The organism is Streptomyces sp. NPDC004065, from assembly GCF_044903565.1.
Taxonomy (GTDB): Bacteria; Actinomycetota; Actinomycetes; order Streptomycetales; family Streptomycetaceae; genus Streptomyces.
Window position 1 is genome coordinate 1 of record NZ_JBJDQT010000004.1, and the last position, 19,384, is coordinate 19,384.

Sequence of the window (19,384 nt, forward strand, 5' to 3'; positions counted from 1 at the left end):
CACCCCCCTTTGCCCCGTCCGGCCCGCCCGTCTCGGTGGGGTGGGAGGTTGCCGTCACGGGGCTGCGCCCCGGACCCCGTGCGGGGCTGCGCCCCTGCACCCCGGGCGGGGCTGCGCCCCCCGCACCCCTCTCTGCCCCGTCCGGCCCGCCCGTCTCGGTGGGGTGGGAGGTTGCCGTCACGGGGCTGCGCCCCGGACCCCGTGCGGGGCTGCGCCCCGGACCCCGTGCGGGGCTGCGCCCCGGACCCCGTGCGGGGCTGCGCCCCTGCACCCCGGGCGGGGGCTGCGCCCCCCGCACCCCTCTCTGCCCCGTCCGGCCCGCCCGTCTCGGTGGGGTGGGAGGTTGCCGTCACGGGGCTGCGCCCCGGACCCCATGCGGGGCTCCGCCCCCGCACCCCCGCTGGGCTCCGCCCCTGCACCCCCGCTGGGCTCCGCCCCTGCACCCCCGCGGGGCTGCGCCCCGGGGGTCGGAGGGGGCTCGGGGTCAGTGTTCCGTGCGGGCCAGGGCCAGTCGCAGGACCAGCAGGAGGGCGTCCCGTACCGAGCCCCGTTCGCGGGCGTCGAAGACGACCACGGGGACGTGGTCGGCTACGTCCAGTGCCCAGCGGACCTCGTCCAGGGAGTGCTCCACCCGGCCGTCGAAGGCGTTGAGGGCTACGGCGAACGGGATGTCGCGGTGCTCGAAGTAGTCGACGGCCGCGTAGCAGTCGTCCAGGCGCCGGGTGTCGACGATGACCAGGCCGCCCACCGCGCCCTCCACGATGTCGTCCCACATGAAGCCGAACCGTTCCTGCCCGGGTGTGCCGAACAGGTACAGCTTCAGCGTCGGGTCGATCGTGATGCAGCCGAAGTCCATCGCGACCGTGGTCGTCGTCTTGCGCGGGGTGTGGGTCAGGTCGTCCACGCCCGCCGCGACCTCGGTGATGGCCGCCTCGGTGGTCAGCGGCTCGATCTCGGAGATGGCGCCCACGGCGGTGGTCTTGCCCACGCCGAAGCCGCCCGCGATCACCATCTTGACCGGCAGCGGCGGTCGGACGGCGGGCTGCCCGGCCGCGGCGTGGACGAGTGGTTCAGTCGGTGTCACGGAGTACTCCCCGGGAGTCGGGGATGGCCCGCAGGCCATCGATAACCCTTCGCAGGACGGATGCGTCGTGGGTGGCCTCGGAGTCCGGCACGTGCACCGTCAGCTGCCCGGCCGCACGCAGGTCCTCGGCGAGGACGCGCACCACGTTCAGGTGCATCCGCAGCCGGGCCGCGAGTTCCGCGATGGACTGCGGCCGCCGGCAGGCGGCGACGATGTCGTACTGCTCGAAGGAGAGCCGGTCCAGTGCCTCGAGCCCCGCGGCGGTGGCCACCACCTGGGTCTCCACGGGCACCGGCCGGCCGGACGCGGTGGGCGCCACCCGGCCGGCGGTGACCAGGAACGGCCGTACGGCGGGGGCGGGGCCGACCGGGTCGGTGCCCGGGGACGGGGAGCCGTCCGCCATGGGTGCTTCTTCCTTCCTCGACCGGCGGCGACCGGTCAGCGCGCCGACGCGGCGCCGACGTTCTTCTTCAGTTCGAGCACGAGCTGCGGGCTCAGCGCGGCACCGGCGCGGTTGGCGAACAGGGTCATCTCGTAGGCGATGTTGCCCAGCTTGGCCTCCTTGTCGGCGACCACGCCGAGCACGGCGCCGCTGCCGATCGCGGAGACCAGGACATGGCCGCCCTCGAGATCGATGATGACCTTGTTCAGGCCGCCCAGGCCGTAGTTGCCGGAGGCGCCGGCGGCGAGGCTGGTGATGCCGGAGACGATGGCGGCCAGCCGCTCGGAGTCCGCGTGCTCGCGCAGTTCCGAGACCGCGATGAGCAGTCCGTCCGAGGACACGGCGATGGCGTCGACGACGCCCGCGGTCTCGGTCGCGAAGCGGTTGAGCAGCCAGGTGAAGTCGGCTGCGGCGGCCTGCAGATCGGTCGGCGTGGTGCCTCCCGTCGGAGTGTCACCTGTCGACGTGGTCACTGCTCGGCTCCTTCCGGGAGTCCATCCGGTCGTTCTCGTCGTTCCGGTCGTGGTCGTGGTCGTGGTCGTGGTCGTGGTCGTGGTCGTGCGCGTGGTCCGGGTGGTGCCTGTGCTGTTCGTCCTGCCCGCGCGCCGGCGTCTGCGCGTGCCGGGCGTGGTGCGAGCCGGTGGCCGCGCGCTCGGGGGCCGGGCCGGCGGGGCGCGTGTGGATGCCGGTGCCGGTGCCGGTGCCGGTGTCGCTGTCGCGGTGGGCCCGTTCCACCGCGGCCTCGAACTCCTCGAGCGCGGACCGTACCGCCTCGGCGTCGGCGGGCCGTGCGGTGGCCCGGGGCACGGCCTGCTGGGCCGGGGCGCCGGTGCCCGCCTGGAGCAGGGTGGCACCGCGGACCCGGCGGCGCAGGGGGCGCGCGGAGGCCGGGGCGTCCGACGAAGGGGCGGTGGTGGGGGAGGGGTTGGCGGAGCGGGCGGTGGTGGAGGGCGGGTCGGTGGGGTGTGCGCCGGGGGCCGTCCTCGCGGTCGTCGCCGTCGTCGGGGCGGGCGGGGTTCCGGGGGTGGCCGGGTCCCGGCGCGGGAGGCGGCGGGGCAGCGGGGAAGTGTCGCCGGCGGACGGGGGCGCGGGCGCCTCCGCGGCGGAGGCGGCGGCCGCGTGCGCGGCGGGCCCGGCATCCGGGGCGGCCGGTGTGGCCGCGTCGGGCGCCGTGGCCGTGTCGGACGCCGTTGGCGCGCTTCCGGCCGTTCCGGCGACGGTGGTCCTCCCGGGCGCGCTTCCGGCCGTTCCGGCGGCGGACACCGCCTCCGTGCCGGCGGCGCTGTCCGCCGTGCCGACCGTGTCCGCGGTGTCCGCGGTGTCCGCTGTGGTGGTCGGGCCCCCGGCCGCGGGCGGGCCGCCCGCGGTCACCGCGCTCATGGTGAGCAGCAGGGTGGACGGGATGGTCACCTCGGCCGTCACGCCGCCGCCCGGGGTGCGTGACAGGGTGACGCCCACCTCCCAGCGGCGGGCCAGTGCGCCGACCACGAACAGGCCGAGCACCTTGGTCGGTACGACGTCGAGGCGTTCGCGGCGGATCAGGCGGGCGTTCTCCTCGGCCAGGCGCTCGGTGCTCATGCCGAGTCCGTGGTCGGCGACCACGATCGAGGCGCCCTCGTCGCCGGAGCGCACGGTCACCTCCACGGAGCTGCCGGCCGGGGAGAACGACACGGCGTTCTCCAGCAGTTCGGCCACCATCAGCGTGAGGTCGCCGACGATGTCGGGCTCGACCATGACCTCGGTCCCGGCGTGCAGCCGTACCCGCTGGTAGCCCTCGATCTGGCCGAGGGCGGCGCGCACCACGTTGGTGAGCTCGGTGGGCCCGGAGTGCAGGACGGTCTCGCGGATGCCCGCCAGCAGCATCAGGCTGTCCGCGTTGCGGCGCAGGCGTACGGCGATGTGGTCGATGGAGTAGAGGCGCTCCAGCAGGGCCGGATCGGTCTCGCCCCGCTCCACCGCGTCGATCAGGGCGAGCTGACGGGTGGTGAGGTTGCTCACGCGGCGGCCGACGTTGCCGAACATCTCCGCCACGTTGCGGCGGCTGAGCACCTGCCGCTCGAGCAGCGCGGCGGCCGTGGTCTGCACCTGGTTGAAGGCGTCCGCGAGTTCGCCGATCTCGTCGCGCGCGGTGACGGGCACGTCCGTCAGGCGCGGCGGGCCGGAGTCCTCGGCGTCGTCGTCGGCCACCCGGGACAGCTCCCGGCTGGTGGCCGCGGAGACCTCCTGCGCGGCCTCGGTGAGCGCCTGCACCGGCCGGACCACCGAGCGGCGCACCGCCACCGAGCACGCGAGCCAGAACAGGAAGCCGAGCAGGGCCGCGGCCAGCAGGACCAGGGCGCGCCACCAGGCGTCGGTCGAGGCGTCGTCGGCCCGGTCGGCGATCTCGTCGATGAGCGAGGAGGCGATCCGCAGCCGCTCCGCGGCCTGCCGGGGGTAGGCCGGGTAGTCGCCGAGCGCGTCGCGGAAGGCGCGGCGGACCCCGGCGGGGGTGCCGGCCTGCAGTCCGCTCGGGTCGATCTGCAGTTCCGCGTACGCCTCGGCGATCTGCCGCTGCGCGGCGGTGTGCTCCATCCGCGCCAGCCGGTCCGCCTGCGCGGCGGTGGCGAACCGCGCGAAGCGGTCGGCCTGGTAGGAGTACACCTGGTGGGCGCCGACGGCCGCGTTGTACTCGATCAGCGCGTTGGAGTCGCCGGTCGTCGCCGAGAACACGCTGGTCTCGAAGGAGCTGTGGGCGGCGTCGGCGCGCAGCAGCGAGTCCAGCAGGTTGCCGGTGAAGGTGGCCGCCAGGGCCGCGTTGCGGTCCAGGCCGAGGCCGTCGATCAGGTTCTTCGCGGCGCCCGTGTAGGCCGGGTCGATGTTGTCGGCCGGGAGGTGGCTCCGCTCCACGGTGTCGCGCAGGCTGGTCAGGCCCTCGATCTCCTTCAGCGCCTGCGCCTCGGTGTCCGGCAGTCGGTCGCCGAACGCCCGCCGCACCCTGGCGACTTGCGCGTCCACCGCGGCCTGCGCCTTGCGGTAGGCGGCCGTCGACGGCTTGGCGCCGGCGCCCGCGGCCTCGTAGCGCACCGAGAGCAGGATCGCCTGCTGGTGCTCGGCCTCCACCCGGTCCACCAGCGCGGCGACCTGGGCGCTGTCCCGGACCAGCCGGGCCGCCGACGCGGCGTCCCGGGCCTGTCCCACCTGGTCGGTGATGAGGTAGGCGAGCAGCACCGCGACCACGGTGAGCGGGACGCCGACCAGGACGTTGAGCTTGCGCCGGAAGGGCCACCGGTCGGCGAAGTCCGTGATGCCGCCGCTGGGGACCCGAGGGGCCGGCCGGGCGGGCGCGTCCACCCCGTTCGTGGACACCGGGGCCTCCTTCGAAGGATCTCTTCACCCGGGAGTTCCCACCCGGGGACGGTCCGGCAAAGACGTCGCGCAGGATGCCCGAGCGGCCCCCGCACACCGCTGTGCCTGACGTCAACTGCCCTGAACCTACCGCCTCTTGGAGACCGCGTTCGCCCGGTCCCATGTCAAGAATGTGTTACGAAGCCACCGCTTGTCCTCCACAACTGGCAACCGATCGAAGCCAATCGGTGACCCTGAGGCCCTTGACTGACCGAGAACCCGCTGGATTGGATCAGGAAAGTGCGGCGCCCTCGGCCCGTGCGTCTCCGCCACTGTCAGCGCTCCACCAACACCTCAGCCCGGAACGGGAATTGTGACTGCTTACGCGAAGAGCACCAGGTCCAGTACGAGCCGCCCCGGCGCCGCCGCCGTCGCTCTCGCCGCGAGCGCGGCACTCGTGGCCCTGTGCGCCGGCTGTTCATCGTCCTCCGGCGACACGTCCGACAACCCCCTGTCGGGGGACGGCCAGGCGAGTGGTGACACCGTTGTCGTCGGTTCCAACAACTTCGCCGAGAGCATCCTGATCGCCGACATCTACGGCGAGGCCCTCAAGGCCAAGGGCATCAAGGTCACCTACAAGCCCAACATCGGCAGCCGCGAGACCACGTACGGCCTGCTGAAGAACGGCTCGATCACCGTGCTGCCCGAGTACAACGGCGCGCTGCTGGCCTACCTGGACAAGAACGCCGCCCCCAAGACGGTCGCCGCCACGACGGCCGCCATCAACGCCAGGCTCGACGCGAAGCTGGCGCTGCTGGAGCCGGCGCCCGCGCAGGACAAGGACTCCGTCACCGTCAACCAGGCGACGGCGAAGAAGTACAACCTCACCGGCCAGTCCTCCATCGCCGACCTCAAGGACGCCGCCAAGGACCTGGTCATCGGCGGCTCCCCGGAGTTCCAGACCCGGCAGCAGGGCCTGGTCGGCCTGAAGTCCGTCTACGGCCTGGAGTTCAAGTCCTTCAAGGCGCTGGACGCGGGCGGCCCGCTGACCCAGGCGGCGCTGAAGAAGAACACCGTGCAGGCCGCGGACGTCTTCACCACCGACCCGACCATCTCCAAGGAGAAGTTCGTCGTCCTGCAGGACCCGAAGAACCTCTTCGGGTTCGAGAACGTCCAGCCGCTCGTATACAAGAGCGGGCTGCCCCAGAAGGGCGTCGACGCCCTCAACGCCGTCTCCGCCAAGCTGGACACGGCCACCCTGCTGGACCTGGACACCCAGGTGCAGTCCCAGAACAAGGACCCGCTGGACGTGGCCAGGGCCTGGCTGAAGTCCGCGGGCCTGGACTGACCGTCCGCCGCCGTTGTCCACGGCCGCCGACGACCCGACGCGGGTGTCCCCGGGCCCCGGTGGCACCCGCGTCGTGCTGGACGGGCGCGGCCTCGGGCTGACCGGTCTGGTCCGCCTCGCCGACGGCTCGGCCGTACCCGTCGTACCGCCGCGGGCGATGAACCGGGCCCGCCGCTCCTGGGAGGCGGCCGGACGCCTCGCCGCGAGCGGCAGGCTGTACGGCCGGGGCACCGGCGTGGGCGCGCACCGCTCGGTGCCCGTCGACGACGGCGACGAGACCGCCCACGGTCTGCGGCTGCTGCGCAGCCACGCCGGCGGGGCGGGCGCGCTGCTGCCCGCCCGGCAGGTCCGGGCGATGATGGCGGTCCGCGCCAACCAGCTGCTCGCGGGCGGCTCAGGGATCCAGCCCGCCTTCGTCACCGCACTCACCGAAGCCCTCCGCCTCGGCGTGCATCCGGCCGTCAACGAGTACGGCGGCCTCGGCACCGGCGACCTGACGGCCCTGGCCCAGACGGGTCTGACCCTGATCGGCGAACGCCCCTGGCTGAGCGACACCCCGCAGGACGCGACGCGCGGCGGCCCCGGGACTCCGGACGACCGGGAGCGCGGCGCGCCCGGGACTCGCGCGCCCGGGGCTCGCGTGCCTGGGACTCGCGTGCCCGGGACTCCGGACGGCCGGGAGCACGGCGCGCCCGGCGCTCGCACGCCCGGCGCCGGCACCCCTGGCACCGTTGCCCAGGCCGGAGGGCTACCCGCGCCTGTCGTGCCGCGGCCCGGCGACGCGCTCGCGCTGCTCAGCAGCAACGCGCTGACCCTCGGGCAGGCCGCGCTCGCCTGCCACGACCTCGGGGTGCTGCTGCGCGCCACGCACGCGGTGGCGGCCCTGTCCCTGGCCGCCGTCGCCGGCTCGCCGGAGGCCTACGCCGCCGAGGTGCACGCCGGAAGCCCCCAGCCCGGCGTCGTCCGCGCGGCCGGTGAGGTGCGGCGGCTGCTCGGCCTGCCCGACCGGCCGCGCGGCAGGGGCCGCCGGATACAGGACCCGTTCGGCTTCCGGGCCTTCCCGCAGGCGCACGGCCCCGCTCTGGACGCCGCCGACGCACTGCGCCGGATCGTCGAGGCCGAGGTCAACCGCGCCTCGGAGAACCCGCTCGTCTCGCCCGACGGCACTGCCGCCCATCACCACGGCGGCTTCTACGCGGCCCCGCTGGGCCTCGCCCTGGACGCGCTGAACCTGGCCCTGGTGCAGACGGCACAGCTGTCCGCCGCACGCCTCACCGCGCTCGGCCGCCCCGACCTCACCGGTCTGCCCGCCTTCCTGGCCGACGGCCCGGCGAGCAGCTCCGGCACGATGATCCTGGAGTACACCGCCCACTCCGCCCTCGCGGAGCTGCGCCTGTGCGCCGCTCCCGCCTCGCTCGGTCACGCGGTGCTCTCCCACGGCCTGGAGGAGGCCGCCAGCTTCGCCTCCCAGGCCGCCCGGCAGTCGCTGCGCGCGGTGGACGCCTACGCCACCGTGGTGGCCTGCGAACTCGTCGCCGCCGTACGGGCGTTGCGGCTCCGGTCGGAGTCGGGCCCGCCCGAGGTCGCCGTCCTCACCGTGGCCGCCGCCGCGCTGCCGGACGGGACGGAGGACCGGCCGCTGACCGCCGACGTGACCGCGGCGGCGGAGCTGCTGCGGGTGCTCGCGGACCTGTGACCCCGGCCCCGGACCCCGACCACGACTCCTGCCCCGGCGTCAGTCCGTCGTGGTCGCGGACACGGGAGCCGAACCGGTTGTGGCCGCAGTGGCCGCAGTGGCCGCAGTGGCCGAAGCGGTCGCGGCCGGAGGGGTGCCGGCCGTGGCGGTCCCGGCCGGGACGGCTCCGGTCCCGGCCGTGGTCTCCCCGCCGTCCCGCCCCGTACGGCCGTCCGCAGCCGTGCGGCCGTCCGCTGCCGTGCCCGTCCGGGCGGTCCGCCCGCGGCGGCCGCGCGGTCCGCGGCGCGGCTCCTGGTCGGGGAGCCAGCCGAACGTCAGACAGCTTCCGGCGGCCCCGAGGAGGAGGCCGAGGAAGAAGCCGCCCAGGTTGGAGGTGACCCAGGTGCCCAGGGACAGCAGGATGCCGGTCAGGGAGTAGAACAGGCGCTGGGCCGGGTTGAAGAGCGTCAGCAGGCCGCACAGCACCATCAGCGTGGGCAGCAGATAGCCGGCCAGGCCCTGCATCCCGATGTGCAGGACGACCTTCAGCGACGCCTTCTCGGTGAGCAGGATCTCGGCCCCGCCCAGGGTGAGCAGCAGCCCGCCCCAGAACGGGCGGCGGGATCGCCAGCGGCGGAAGGCGGCCCGTGGACCGGGGCGCCGGTCCGCCACCACCACGCCTTCCACGGGTCTGCCGGCCGCCGTCATGTCAGCAACCCGACCCGCTGAAGCGAAGCTTGAGCCCGGGCAGCTTGAACACGCCCGCCGTCGTGGCGTAGTTGGTCTGCCGCAGGTTGGCGATGCGTACCGTGTCGGCCTGCTGGCTGAACACGCCCTTCGGGCCCTGTACGCCCGCCTTGGTGAGTGTGCTGGCGTCGTTGCCGATCTCGATCCTGTTGAACGCGGCGTCACCCGACAGCTCCGTCGAGTCGGTGGTCAGGTCCCTCGCCTGGACCTTGTCGGCTCCGCCGCCCGCGGTGATCAGCAGGTTGGTGCCGCCGAGGTCGACGCTCTGGCACAGCTTGGTCAGGGTGGCGTTCTTGATCGCGGAGGTCACCACCAGGACCTGCCCGCCGGTGTCGCCCTGGTTGGGGCTGTCCTCGGCCATGTTGTCCAGGGAGCCGAACTGCTCGAAGCCGGTGCCGTTGAGCTCGGTGGCGGTCACCGTGAAGGGCATTCCGGAGATGGCGAACTGCACACCCAGCGCGCCCTCGGCGGTGAGTACCGCCAGGCCCGCGGCCACCAGCGTGGCCGGCACCGCCATCACCGCCGCCCGGCGCAGCCGGACCCGGCCGACGCGGGAAGCGCTCGCCGGATCCTCGGGGAGGCCGCCGGCGGAAGAAGGGTTGAGGTCCGGGGACGAGGCCATGTCTGCTCCCATGCGCGTAGTCAGTGCTGGTCCCAGTTCGGCGGCCCGTTGTCCTGGCGCGGACAGCGGCTGCCGCGGACGCCCGTCATCTCCCGGTGGATGCAAGGGCTTTCTCGTTACGCGGCAGTAACCGTCCAGGAAGTTACCGGTGGTTACATTTGCGGGTCAAGGTGCGTGTGAAAGAAACGTGTCCTTCGTGTGTCGCACCTGGTCCCGCACCCGGCCCGGGCGCCGCTTCACCGCCAACTTCCTTGCCGCGTATTGACGTTGACGGAGCAACAGGTCTACAACCATCCGTGTTCCCCCCGGATCCGTGGCGCCGGATCCGCCGCGCGGCGCCGCCGCGTTCCTCCCGGGTTCCGCCCCTTCACGGCGCGCTCCGGCCACCTCGCCCCACCGGCCGGCAGGCACCGGCACCTCGCCCCACCGGCCGGCAGGCACCGGCACCTCGCTTCACCGACCGGCCGGCACCGGCCACGCGCACCCTCGTGCCGAAGCCGCGGTTCACCCCGGCCGGTCAGGTCCGGCCGCATCACCGCCCCGGCCCGGCCGGAGGCCTTCCCCCCGGGCCTCCGGCCGGTCACCGGCCGGCTGCCGTCACCGGTGCGTCACGTAGGAGAAGGCGTGACGGGCCGGGGACGGCGGACGCCTCCGCGGCGTTCCTCCCCGTCAGCCCCCCACTCGGAATCGAGGCACCGCAATGCGTACGCGTTCCTTCCTCACCCTCGCCGCCGCCGTCGCCGCGCTCTCGCTGCCCGCGAGCGCCCCCGCCTCCGCCGCCGACGGCGCGGTGCTCACCACGGGCGGCACCGGTGGCACCCCGGTCGCGGCCGGTGACGTCCTGTCCGCCCAGCTGGCGAGCGGCACCACCGCCACGCTCTACTCGAGCGCGACCGGCACCAGCGGGGTCTCCTGTTCCTCGTCGACCTTCACCGCCACCGTCACCGGCAACCCCTCCGCCCCCGGCACGGCGACCGAGTCCGTGACCGGGCAGACGTTCGACAGCGCCGGCTGCACGAGCAATGTCACCGGGGTGCTCGGCGTCAGCTCCATCACGGTCGACCACCTGCCGTACACCAGCACCGTGTCCTCCGACGGCACCGTGACGGTGGCCCCGGCCGCGGGTTCCACCATCCAGACCACGGTCAAGCTGCGCACCCTGCTGGGCAGCATCACCTGTGTCTACCAGGCGGCCGGCCTCACCGGCACGGCGGACAACGCGGACAACAGCATCAGCTTCACCGACCAGCAGTTCAGCAAGGTGTCCGGCTCGTCCCTGTGCTTCGCGAGCGGCTACTTCACCGCCAAGTACGCCCCGGTGACCGACGCCGGCGCGAACGTCTACGTCAACTGACGCGGCGCCCCCGCGCGTTCAGCGCCGGCGCAGTCGCAGGGCCAGGGCGGCGCCCCCGGTGAGCAGCAACACCGCGGCGGCGCCGCCCGCCACCAGCGGCGCGGACGGCCCCGAGCCGCCGTCGGTGGCGGACGCGACGGGGCTGCTGTCGGGAGCGGCTCCACGCACCGGCCGGGCGCCGGCCGAGGACGGCGCGGCCGGGGCCGTGCTCGCCGGGGCGGCGGACGTGTGGCCCGCGTGCGACGGGCTCGCGGCCGTACGGGCGGGGCTCGGGGCGCGGCTGGTACGGCCCGCACCGCCGCCGCCCGGCCGCGCTCCGGACCCCGCCGCGTCGCCGTCCCCTGCGCCGTTGCCGGTGAGCACGACGTCGGAGCACGAGTAGTAGGTGTCCGGAGTGCTGCTGTTCTGCCAGATGGTGAACAGCACGTGGTGCCCGCTGCGGTCGGACGGCAGCTTGGCCGCGATGCGGTAGGCGCCCGACCGCAGCGGCGGGTCCGTCACCTGCGCGAACGGGCGCGTGGGCAGATCGGACCAGGTCAGCGGCTTGGCCGGATCGTAGCCCGGCTTGGTCAGATACAGCTTGAACGTGCCCTGGTGCGGGATCGTGGTGGCGTACGCCATCGTCAGCCGCGCGCCCGGCGCCAGACGGGTCGAGGGCCAGTCGGGGCGCGCCAGGTCGAGGCCCTTGTAGGCGGGCAGGCCCCCGCTGCACAGCTTGCCGTCCGGGATCATCTGGCGGTCCCGGCCGGCGACGCCCGGCACCCGCAGGTTGTCCCAGGCGGTGAAGGGGCCGCCGTTCGCGGCGACGGCCGCCCGGCAGGCCGCCGTGCCGGACCGGCCGCCGTCCGGCGAACAGGCGTACACCCGGCTCACCGGGTCCGTCGGGGCACCATGGGCCCCGGCGGGACCCGCCGTCCACAGCGTGAGCAGGGCCGACGCCACCAGGGCGGCTGCGGCGGCCCTGGGGGATGCGCTGATCCGGGTCATCGCGGACGTCTCCTCGGCCGGGGCGTAACGGTCTGTCCCGTGCAGTACGGGACGGGGACGCGGTGCGTTCAACGAACGACGCACGCGCCCGTGTCAGCCGCCGAAGGCCGCCAGGTGGTCCGCGGCCCACTCGCGGTAACTGCGCGGGCGGCGGCCGAGCAGCCGCTCCACCGTCGGATCGACGTGCGCCTTCGCCCCCGCCCGCCCGCGCGCCGCGCTCTGCAGGAGGGCGTCCGCGACCGGCGCCGGGCGGTGGGCGAGCAGCCGCTCCCGCGCCTCGTCCGGGCTCAGCTCGACGAACCGCACGGGCCGGCGCAGGAGCTGGGCGAGGGTTCTCGTCTGCCCGGCCGGACTGACCGGCTCGGGGCCGGTGAGGTGGTGGGCGCGGCCCGCGTGCTCCTCCGGGTGGAGCAGTGCGAGCGCGGCCACCTCGGCGATGTCGCGCGGATCCACGGTCGCGTTCAGCGCGCTGCCGCCGAGGGCGCGTACCACCCCCTCGTCCCGCACGGAGCGGGCCCAGCCCAGGGTGTTGGACATGAACGCGCGCGGACGCAGCATCGTCCACGCCAGGCCGGAGTCGCGCAGGATCCGCTCGTTGCCGCGCTGCCAGGCGGTGACCAGGTCGGTGGCCGCGGGATCGGACACCGCGAGGGCCGACAGCTTCACCACATGGCGGACCCCCGCGCGCCGGGCCCGCTCCACGAACTGCTCGTCGTGGGCGTGGGTCAGCGGATCGGCGGTGACCAGCAGGGCCGACCGCACCCCCGTCAGCGCCCGTTCCAGGCTCGCCGGGTCGGTGAAGTCGCCGCCCACCACCTCGGCCCGCGCTCCCGCGAGCCGCCGCGGCTCGCGGGTGAGCAGCCGCAGCGGCGCACGCCCGGCCAGCCGGCGCGCCACCAGCCGCCCGACCGTGCCGGTCGCCCCGGTCACCAGGATCACGGCTCAGCGCTCCCGGGAGCCGAGGGTGCGGGCGGCGCCGCGCCCGTCGGCGACGGCGAGCGCGGCGCCGGCCCCGGCGGCATCCGCCGCCCCCGTGGCGTCCACGGTCTGGGCGTGATCGGCGTGATCGGCGTGATCGGCGTTCTCGACGCGTCCGGCGGGCTCGGCGGTCCCGGCGCGATCGGCGGTCCCGGCGGACTCGGGGCGTCCGACGGGCTCGGCGGTCCCGGCGCGATCGGCGGTCCCGGCGGACTCGGGGCGATCGGCGGGCTCGGCGGTCCCGGCGTTCTCGCCGCGCTCGCCGCGCTCGACGGACTCGCCGCGCTTGACGGACTCCCCGCGCTCGGCCAACTCCCCGCGCTCGGCGGCTTCGAGGGCGCCGGCGCCGAGTGAGGCCAGCAGGCGGGCGCCCCGGTCGGGCCGGGTGTCCAGGCCGGGCAGCAGCCCGGGCACGGCGACGGCCGGCAGGATGTGGCCCCACAGCACGGAGATGCGGTGCCCGAGGTCCGCGCGGCCGGTGAGCGCCCGCGACATCAACTGGATGCCGGCGAAGCCCCCGACCACCAGCTCCACCGTGTCGCGCGGCTCCACCGTGGGCAGCAACTCGCCCTGCTCGCGCGCCTGTGCCATCAGCGCCATGAGGCGGTCGGCCCACTGCAGGAACGGTCCCGTGTGGTCGACGCCGGGCGGCGCGCACTGGTCCACGGTCAGCCGGACGCTGCCCCGCAGCAGGGAGTTGCCCAGCAGCCGCTGCCCGACCACGAAGGTGATGTCGATGATCTCCTGCAGCTTGCAGGCCTGTCGCGGCACCGCGCCCAGCGGCACCTGCTCGTCCAGCACCGCCTGGGCCAGGGATTCCTTGGAGGGGAAGTGAAAGTACAAGGCGCCCTTGGTGACGTCGGCCCGCTCCAGCACCATGGCGATGGTGGTGGACGTGTAGCCGTGCTCGTCGAAGACCGCGCCCGCGGCTTCCAGGATCGCTCTGCGCGTCCTGATGGCGCGTTCCTGCCTCGCCATGAGAACCCCTTCGTCCGCGCCGGGCCGGCCGGCCGGCGACCGGTGCGCCGGCCGGTCGCGTACGGTCCCCCGCCGCCAGATCTCACCGAAAAACAAACCAGTTGCCTCGTACTGTAGCGCTCATCGATCCGGACCCGTCACCGTCGTCCGGGCGTCCGGCTCCCCGGCCGTCCGGAGTCAACAAGCCTTTACCACCCGCCCGGTGGACGAGGTGAGCCGCTGAGCTATCGTGTACGCCGAGCGAAGAAACAAACGGCATGCCCCGTTCTTTACGGCCCCGGGAGTGGTACGTCGATGCCGAGGCAGTTACGCGCCGAGCAGACCCGCGCGACGATCATCACGGCCGCCGCCGACCTGTTCGACCGGTACGGCTACGAGCGCACCAGCCTCAGCGACATCGTCGCCCACGCGAAAGTCACCAAGGGCGCCCTGTACTTCCACTTCGCGGCCAAGGAGGATCTGGCCCAGGCCATCATGGAGTTGCAGGCCCGGGCCACGTGCCGGGCGGCGAGCGAGGTCGACGGCCGGGGCTACTCGTCGCTGGAGTCCCTCATCCGCATCACCTTCGTACTCACCCGCCAGGCCGTCGACGGACCGGTGGTCCGCGCGGGCCTGCGGCTGGCCACCGCGGGCGTCGAACCCCGCCCTCCGCTGCGGCACCCCTTCACCGAGTGGCTCGAGGTCGCCACCCGCAAACTCCTCGGCGCCGTACGGGAGTCGGACGTCCACCCCGAGACCGATGTGCGGGCCGTCGCGCACTCCCTGGTCTGCTTCTACGTCGGCGCCCGCATCGCCGGCCGGCCCCTGGAACCGGTGGAGCGGCTGCCGCGCCGGACCACCGAGATGTGGTACCTGCTGATCCGCGGTCTGGTGCCCGTGCACCGGCGCCCGCGCTATCTCACCCTCGCCTCGCGGCTGGAGCGGGAGCCCGCCACCGGGTGAGCACGATGCGGGTGTGACCCGTGTGGCGCAAGGGAAAACGGACCGCGCGGCCCGGACGGTAGCGTGAGGCCATGCCCGACACCCCGTCAGCCCCGCCGCCCGCGCCCCTGCTCCTGGGCAACGAGCCCGGCTCCTTCCCGCGCGGTGTCCTGGCCGAGCGCCACCCGGCCATCATCCGCCAGGTGCGGCAGGACTTCCCCTACGGCCCCGAGCAGCACCGCGCCCTCGACGCGCTGTTGAGCAGCTGCACCGAGGGCGTCGTCGAGCCGCTCCCCGCCGGCGCGCACGACCACGACCGCTGGCAGGCCTGGGGCCTGGACCGGTACACGGGCCGGTCCTGGTTCGACGTGCCGTGGCTGTGGTCCGAGAGCTACTTCTACCGCCGGCTGCTCGAGGCCGTCGGGTACTTCGCGCCCGGCCCCTGGCAGGGCATCGACCCGTTCCGCCCGGCCAAGCTCGCCGGACTGGACTCCCCGGAGACGGACGCGGAACTGGCCGCGCTCGACGCGCTGGAGGACGAACCGGCCGCCGCCCGCGCCACGGCCCTGCTGCACGGTTCGCTCTGGGGCAACCGCGCCGACCTCGGCTTCCGCCTCTCCGCGCCCGGCGAGGAGGTGGCGCGGACCGCGCCCGCCCTCCTCGCCGACGACAGCGAGACCCTGTGGGCGCTGCTGCCGCCCGGCGGTACGGACGCCACGCTCTGCCTGGTCGCCGACAACGCGGGCCGCGAACTCCTCCCCGACCTGCTGCTCGTGGCCCACCTCCTGGCCGAGGGACGTGCCGGTCGCGTGATCCTGCACGTCAAGCCGTACCCGTACTACGTGTCCGACGCCACCACCGCCGACGTGGTCGACGCGGTGCGCCGGCTGGTCCGGGCACCGGGCGCCGCCGCCGGGTACGGGCACCGGCTGTGGTCGGCGCTGGGCGACGGCCGGCTGACGATCCGCGCCCACCCCTTCTCGTGCGCCCCGCTGCCGTACGCCGAGATGCCCGGCGATCTGCGCGAGGAGTTCGCCGCGGCCACTCTGACCGTCCTGAAGGGCGACCTGAACTACCGGCGCCTGGTCGGCGACCGGCTGTGGCCGCCGACCACACCGTTCCGCGACGTCACCGCGTACTTCCCGGGACCGGTCGCCGCTCTGCGCACCCTGAAGTCCGACGTCGTCACGGGGCTCGACCCGTCGACCGAGGCCGCGCTCGACGCCGCCGAGGACGGCCGCTGGCGCACCAGCGGCACCCACGCGCTGATCCAGGTCGCCACCTGACGCCGACCCGGGCCGAACTGGACGCCGAACCGGGCCGGAACGAACGCCGATTCGGGGCGGAGTCCGGGGCCGGACCGCTGCCGGAGCGGGGCCGGAGCGGGGCCGGAGCGGGGGGCTGATCCGGGCGGGAGCCCGGTGCCGGACCGGGCCGGAGCGCGGCGCTGATCCGGGCAGGAGCCCGCCGCTGATCCGAGGTGGAGCCCGGCGCTGGTCCGGGCCGGAACCCGGCGCCGATCCGGGCCGCTGTCCGACGCCGATGCAGGCCGCACATCGGACCGTACGCGGCCCGCAGAGCGGTGCGGTAGGCGGCCGGTACGCGGCCCGCCTGGCGGTGCGGTGCGCGGCCGGTGCGCGGCCCGCGCCGCGGGACCGGCGGCGGCCGGGAACCAGGTCCGCCGCCCGCGGCGCCGCTTCGGTCGCCGTTTCACGCGATGGTGTGATCGCGGCCGGGCGGCAGGATGGCGCCGGAGCGCCACGGGTAGGGCCGGGCCATGACGCAGCAGCCCTTCGAACTTCCCGCCTTCTACCTGCCGTATCCCGCGCGCCTCAACCCGCACGTCGACGAGGCGCGCGCCCACTCGACGCGCTGGGCGCGCGAGATGGGCATGCTGGAGGGCTCCGGGATCTGGGAGCAGGCCGACCTGGACGCGCACGACTACGGACTGCTCTGCGCCTGCACCCACCCCGACTGCGACGGCCCCGCCCTCTCCCTCATCACCGACTGGTACGTGTGGGTCTTCTTCTTCGACGACCACTTCCTGGAGACCTTCAAACGCGGCCAGGACCGCGCCGGCGGCAAGGCCCACCTGGACCGGCTGCCCCTGTTCATGCCCCTGGACCCGGCCACCCCCGTCCCCGAGCCGCAGAACCCGGTCGAGGCCGGTCTCGCCGACCTGTGGGCGCGCACGGTGCCGTCCATGTCGGCCGGCTGGCGGCGGCGGTTCGCCGTGGCGACCGAGCACCTGCTCAACGAGTCCCTGTGGGAGCTGTCCAACATCAACGAGGGACGCGTCGCCAACCCCGTCGAGTACATCGAGATGCGCCGCAAGGTCGGCGGCGCCCCCTGGTCGGCGGGGCTCGTGGAGTACGCGACCGCCGAGGTGCCCGCCCGGGTCGCCGGGACCAGGCCGCTCCGGGTGCTGATGGAGACCTTCTCCGACGCCGTGCACCTGCGCAACGACCTGTTCTCCTACCAGCGGGAGGTCGAGGACGAGGGAGAGCTCAGCAACGGCGTCCTGGTGCTGGAGACCTTCTTCGGGTGCAGCACCCAGGAGGCCGCCGACATCGTCAACGACGTGCTCACCTCCCGTCTGCACCAGTTCGAGCACACCGCCCTCACCGAGGTGCCCGCCCTTGCCGCGGAGCACCGTCTGACCCCCGCCGAGGTGGCGGCCGTCGCCGCCTACACCAAGGGCCTGCAGGACTGGCAGTCCGGCGGCCACGAGTGGCACACCCGCTCCAGCCGCTACATGAACGAACGGGCCCGTCCGGCCGCCGGCCTGCCGGGCCCCACCGGGCCCGGCACCTCGGCGGCCGACGTCCGCGCGCTGCTCGCCGCGACCGGCGCGAACCGGCTGCGCGCCTACACGCACGTCCCCTTCCAGAAGGTCGGCCCCTCCCGCATCCCCGAGCTGCGCATGCCGTACCCGCTCGCGCTCAGCCCGCACCTGGACGCGGCCCGCCGCTCGCTCACCGAGTGGTGCCGGCGCACCGGCATCCTCAGCGAGGGCGTCTGGGACGAGGACAAGCTCGCCGCGTACGACCTCGCGCTGTGCTCGGCCGGCCTCGACCCCGACGCCACGCCCGAGGCGCTCGCCCTGAGCGCCCAGTGGCTGGCCTTCGGCACCTACGGCGACGACTACTACCCCCTCGTGTACGGCCACCGCCGCGACCTGGCCGCCGCGCGGCTGACCACGGCCCGTCTGTCGCAGTGCATGCCGGTCGCCGGGGAGGAGGCGACGGCCCCCGTCAACGCCATGGAGCGGGCCCTGGCCGACCTGTGGGCGCGCACGACCGCCGGGATGACCCCCGACCAGCGGCGCACCTTCAAGGGCGCGATCGACACGATGACCGAGAGCTGGGTGTGGGAGCTGTCCAACCAGCTCCAGAACCGCGTCCCCGACCCCGTCGACTACCTGGAGATGCGGCGCGCCACCTTCGGCGCCGACCTCACCCTGAGCCTGTGCCGCATGGGCCACGGCCCGTCCGTCCCGCCCGAGGTCCACGCGAGCGGCCCGGTCCGCTCCCTGGAGAACGCCGCCGCGGACTACGCCTGCCTCCTCAACGACGTCTTCTCCTACCAGAAGGAGATCGAGTACGAGGGCGAGATCCACAACGCGATCCTCGTGGTGCAGCACTTCTTCGGCATCGGCTACCCGGCCGCGCTCGACGTGGTGCACGATCTGATGACCCAGCGCATGCGGCAGTTCGAGCACGTCGTCGCCCACGAACTGCCCGTCCTCCACGCCGACCTCGAGCTGTCGCCCGAGGCGCGCGCGGCCCTGGACGGCTATGTCGCGGACCTGCAGAACTGGATGGCCGGCATCCTCAACTGGCACCGGAGCGTCGACCGCTACAAGGCCGAGTGGCTGGCCCGGCGCGCCCACGCCTTCCTCCCGGACCGGCCGCCCGCGCCCGTCCTGCCGTCCGCCCCGCTCCTCGCGGCGTCACTCGTTCGTGGCTCGTGACGCGCCCTGACGCCGGGTAGGCACCAGCCGGAGGCGATCGATCGATGGAATCGATGGAACAGACTGCGTTGCGACCCAAGCCGATGCCCGGGCAGGCGCCGGGCGGTGCCGTCGCGGACGGCACCCGGCGGCGCCCGCACGCCGCGCGCCGCCGCGGCCGCCGGCTGGTCACCCTGCTGCTCGGCCTGCTCGCCGGACTGGGGCTGGTCCTGTCCGGCGTCGGCCTCGGCGCGTTCGGCGCCACCGTCATCGGGGTGGGCGGCCGGGCCGAGCCGCGGGGCACGGCGGGCGTGCAGCGGGCGTGGGAGCCGCGCCCGGGCCCCGCCCGCACACCCTCGGACGGCGCCCCCGCGCTCGTGTCCGCGCCGGTGCGCCCCACTCTCGGTGTCGAAGCCGTCGACGCCGGCGGCGGGCCGGGAGCCCGGGTCGTGGGTGTCCATGTGCCCGGGCCCGGCTACTCGGCGGGCCTGGTCCGCGGCGACGTGCTCCTGACGTTCGGCGGGGCCCGGGTCGGCTCCGCCGCCGACCTCGCCCGCGCGGTCGCCCGGGCCCGTCCCGGCAGGCCGGTGCCGGTGACCGTGCGGCACCGCGGCGGCGGCCTCGGGCGGCTGGCCGTCACACCGGGCGTGATGGTCTGAACCACCGGCAGGCCGGCCGGCGCGGGCCGGGCCCGCGCGGGCCCGGGCCAACCCGCGTGCGCCGCCCCGTCGCCCGCCTCGCGGTCCCGCGAGAGGGCCGCCGGCCTCTGTGCCCCGGCGGCGGCCGGTCTCCGTGCCCCGGCGGCGGCGGGCCTTTGTGCCCCGGCGGCGGCGGGCCTTTGTGCCCCGGCGGCGGCGGGCCTTTGTGCCCCGGTGGCGGCGGGCCTTTGTGCCCCGGTGGCGGCGGGCCTTTGTGCCCCGGTGGCGGCGGGCCTTTGTGCCCCGGTGGCGGCGGGCCTTTGTGCCCCGGCGG

14 protein-coding genes and 2 pseudogenes are annotated in these 19,384 nt (G+C 74.8%); 7 read left to right on the top strand and 9 right to left on the bottom strand.

Features of this window, described 5'->3' with window-relative positions; all coding sequences use genetic code 11:
• Positions 1-484: 484 nt before the first annotated feature.
• From ACI2LW_RS07410 to ACI2LW_RS07425, 4 genes are read right to left on the bottom strand one after another with little or no spacing between them, the layout of a single operon-like run.
• On the bottom strand, positions 485-1,084 hold the full coding sequence (locus tag ACI2LW_RS07410; protein WP_404730199.1) for a GTP-binding protein: 600 nt from the start codon (positions 1,082-1,084) through the stop codon (positions 485-487).
• Entirely contained in the window at positions 1,071-1,487 is a 417-nt protein-coding gene (locus ACI2LW_RS07415) for a DUF742 domain-containing protein (protein ID WP_404730200.1), read from the bottom strand. The genes ACI2LW_RS07410 and ACI2LW_RS07415 overlap by 14 nt, the downstream gene beginning before the upstream one ends.
• Positions 1,488-1,522: 35 nt before the next feature.
• Positions 1,523-1,999, bottom strand: a complete 477-nt coding sequence (locus ACI2LW_RS07420; RefSeq protein ID WP_404730201.1) for a roadblock/LC7 domain-containing protein — start codon at positions 1,997-1,999, stop codon at positions 1,523-1,525.
• Positions 1,980-4,871 carry an ATP-binding protein gene (locus tag ACI2LW_RS07425; protein WP_404730202.1) on the bottom strand — a complete coding sequence of 964 codons (2,892 nt, stop codon included), beginning with the start codon at positions 4,869-4,871 and terminating at the stop codon, positions 1,980-1,982. Before ACI2LW_RS07425 ends, ACI2LW_RS07420 begins: the two co-directional genes overlap by 20 nt.
• A 352-nt stretch (positions 4,872-5,223) precedes the next feature.
• Here ACI2LW_RS07425 and ACI2LW_RS07430 point away from each other — a divergent pair, with 352 nt between their 5' ends.
• Together ACI2LW_RS07430 and ACI2LW_RS07435 are read left to right on the top strand one after the other, a co-directional pair.
• Positions 5,224-6,198 (top strand): ABC transporter substrate-binding protein, encoded by a 975-nt coding sequence (locus ACI2LW_RS07430; protein WP_404730203.1) that lies wholly within the window; start codon positions 5,224-5,226, stop codon positions 6,196-6,198.
• Positions 6,199-6,211: 13 nt separating this feature from the next.
• The gene (locus ACI2LW_RS07435; RefSeq protein ID WP_404730204.1) at positions 6,212-7,894 is read left to right on the top strand and encodes an aromatic amino acid lyase; all 1,683 of its coding nucleotides are present in this window, start codon (positions 6,212-6,214) and stop codon (positions 7,892-7,894) included.
• A 249-nt stretch (positions 7,895-8,143) separates the two neighbouring features.
• Here the strand turns inward: ACI2LW_RS07435 and ACI2LW_RS07440 are convergent.
• A pseudogene (locus tag ACI2LW_RS07440) lies at positions 8,144-8,581 on the bottom strand (DUF6114 domain-containing protein); the annotation flags it as partial.
• 1 nt (position 8,582) lies between these two features.
• Positions 8,583-9,242 carry a DUF6230 family protein gene (locus ACI2LW_RS07445; protein WP_404730404.1) on the bottom strand — a complete coding sequence of 220 codons (660 nt, stop codon included), beginning with the start codon at positions 9,240-9,242 and terminating at the stop codon, positions 8,583-8,585.
• A 700-nt stretch (positions 9,243-9,942) separates the two neighbouring features.
• On the opposite strand from ACI2LW_RS07445, the gene ACI2LW_RS07450 reads away from it, so the two are divergent.
• Positions 9,943-10,596 (top strand): Tat pathway signal sequence domain protein, encoded by a 654-nt coding sequence (locus tag ACI2LW_RS07450; protein ID WP_404730205.1) that lies wholly within the window; start codon positions 9,943-9,945, stop codon positions 10,594-10,596.
• Positions 10,597-10,614: 18 nt separating this feature from the next.
• Here the strand turns inward: ACI2LW_RS07450 and ACI2LW_RS07455 are convergent, their stop codons facing one another.
• The 3 genes and pseudogenes from ACI2LW_RS07455 to ACI2LW_RS07465 all read right to left on the bottom strand — a co-directional run.
• On the bottom strand, positions 10,615-11,583 hold the full coding sequence (locus ACI2LW_RS07455) for a lytic polysaccharide monooxygenase (RefSeq protein ID WP_404730206.1): 969 nt from the start codon (positions 11,581-11,583) through the stop codon (positions 10,615-10,617).
• Between the two features lie 93 nt (positions 11,584-11,676).
• Positions 11,677-12,522 carry an NAD(P)H-binding protein gene (locus tag ACI2LW_RS07460; RefSeq protein ID WP_404730207.1) on the bottom strand — a complete coding sequence of 282 codons (846 nt, stop codon included), beginning with the start codon at positions 12,520-12,522 and terminating at the stop codon, positions 11,677-11,679.
• Positions 12,523-12,882: 360 nt separating this feature from the next.
• Positions 12,883-13,539: pseudogene (locus ACI2LW_RS07465) on the bottom strand (ScbR family autoregulator-binding transcription factor); the annotation flags it as partial.
• Positions 13,540-13,833: 294 nt separating this feature from the next.
• Between ACI2LW_RS07465 and ACI2LW_RS07470 the strand changes: the two are divergent.
• From ACI2LW_RS07470 to ACI2LW_RS07485, 4 genes are all read left to right on the top strand, one after another.
• Positions 13,834-14,481, top strand: coding sequence for a ScbR family autoregulator-binding transcription factor (locus tag ACI2LW_RS07470; RefSeq protein ID WP_404730208.1), 648 nt, complete (start codon positions 13,834-13,836; stop codon positions 14,479-14,481).
• Positions 14,482-14,552: 71 nt separating this feature from the next.
• Positions 14,553-15,746 (top strand): damage-control phosphatase ARMT1 family protein, encoded by a 1,194-nt coding sequence (locus ACI2LW_RS07475; protein WP_404730209.1) that lies wholly within the window; start codon positions 14,553-14,555, stop codon positions 15,744-15,746.
• Positions 15,747-16,237: 491 nt separating this feature from the next.
• Positions 16,238-18,433: a germacradienol/geosmin synthase Cyc2 gene (gene cyc2, locus ACI2LW_RS07480; protein ID WP_404730210.1), complete on the top strand. Its 2,196-nt coding sequence runs from the start codon at positions 16,238-16,240 to the stop codon at positions 18,431-18,433.
• 53 nt (positions 18,434-18,486) lie between these two features.
• The gene (locus ACI2LW_RS07485; RefSeq protein ID WP_404730211.1) at positions 18,487-19,071 is read left to right on the top strand and encodes a PDZ domain-containing protein; all 585 of its coding nucleotides are present in this window, start codon (positions 18,487-18,489) and stop codon (positions 19,069-19,071) included.
• Positions 19,072-19,384 lie beyond the last annotated feature (313 nt).

Excerpts from the sequence above, each read along its gene's own strand:
- ACI2LW_RS07415 (WP_404730200.1), bottom strand. The coding sequence starts at position 1,487 with ATGGCGGACGGCTCCCCGTCCCCGGGCACCGACCCGGTCGGCCCCGCC.
- ACI2LW_RS07445 (WP_404730404.1), bottom strand. The coding sequence starts at position 9,242 with ATGGCCTCGTCCCCGGACCTCAACCCTTCTTCCGCCGGCGGCCTCCCC.
- ACI2LW_RS07450 (WP_404730205.1), top strand. The coding sequence starts at position 9,943 with ATGCGTACGCGTTCCTTCCTCACCCTCGCCGCCGCCGTCGCCGCGCTC.
- ACI2LW_RS07455 (WP_404730206.1), bottom strand. The coding sequence starts at position 11,583 with ATGACCCGGATCAGCGCATCCCCCAGGGCCGCCGCAGCCGCCCTGGTG.
- ACI2LW_RS07470 (WP_404730208.1), top strand. The coding sequence starts at position 13,834 with ATGCCGAGGCAGTTACGCGCCGAGCAGACCCGCGCGACGATCATCACG.
- ACI2LW_RS07475 (WP_404730209.1), top strand. The coding sequence starts at position 14,553 with ATGCCCGACACCCCGTCAGCCCCGCCGCCCGCGCCCCTGCTCCTGGGC.
- cyc2 (WP_404730210.1), top strand. The coding sequence starts at position 16,238 with ATGACGCAGCAGCCCTTCGAACTTCCCGCCTTCTACCTGCCGTATCCC.
- ACI2LW_RS07485 (WP_404730211.1), top strand. The coding sequence starts at position 18,487 with ATGGAACAGACTGCGTTGCGACCCAAGCCGATGCCCGGGCAGGCGCCG.